The 303-nt window shown below is 32.7% G+C and carries 1 rRNA gene; it reads left to right on the top strand.

Annotation, left to right across the window (positions count from 1 at the left end):
* The first annotated feature begins 6 nt into the window (after positions 1–6).
* Positions 7–121, top strand: a 5S ribosomal RNA gene (gene rrf / locus IDG66_RS13505).
* The last annotated feature ends 182 nt before the right edge of the window (positions 122–303 follow it).

Raw genomic sequence — 303 nt, 5'->3', positions numbered from 1 at the left:
CATATGTCTGGTGACTATAGCAAGGAGGTCACACCTGTTCCCATGCCGAACACAGAAGTTAAGCTCCTTAGCGTCGATGGTAGTCGAACTTACGTTCCGCTAGAGTAGAACGTTGCCAGGCAGTTTTTTAATCAAATTTTGGTTAAAAAATAAAATGGACAAGATAAAAAAAGTTATTGACTTAAATGTTAATAAAATGTATAATTAATTCTTGTCGGTAAGAAAAATGAACATTGAAAACTGAATGACAATATGTCAACGTTAATTCCAAAAAACGTAACTATAAGTTACAAACATTATTTA

Source organism: Staphylococcus sp. EG-SA-18 (genome assembly GCF_017151825.1).
GTDB lineage: Bacteria > Bacillota > Bacilli > Staphylococcales > Staphylococcaceae > Staphylococcus > Staphylococcus aureus.
This window is presented reverse-complemented; position numbering and strand designations above follow the sequence as displayed.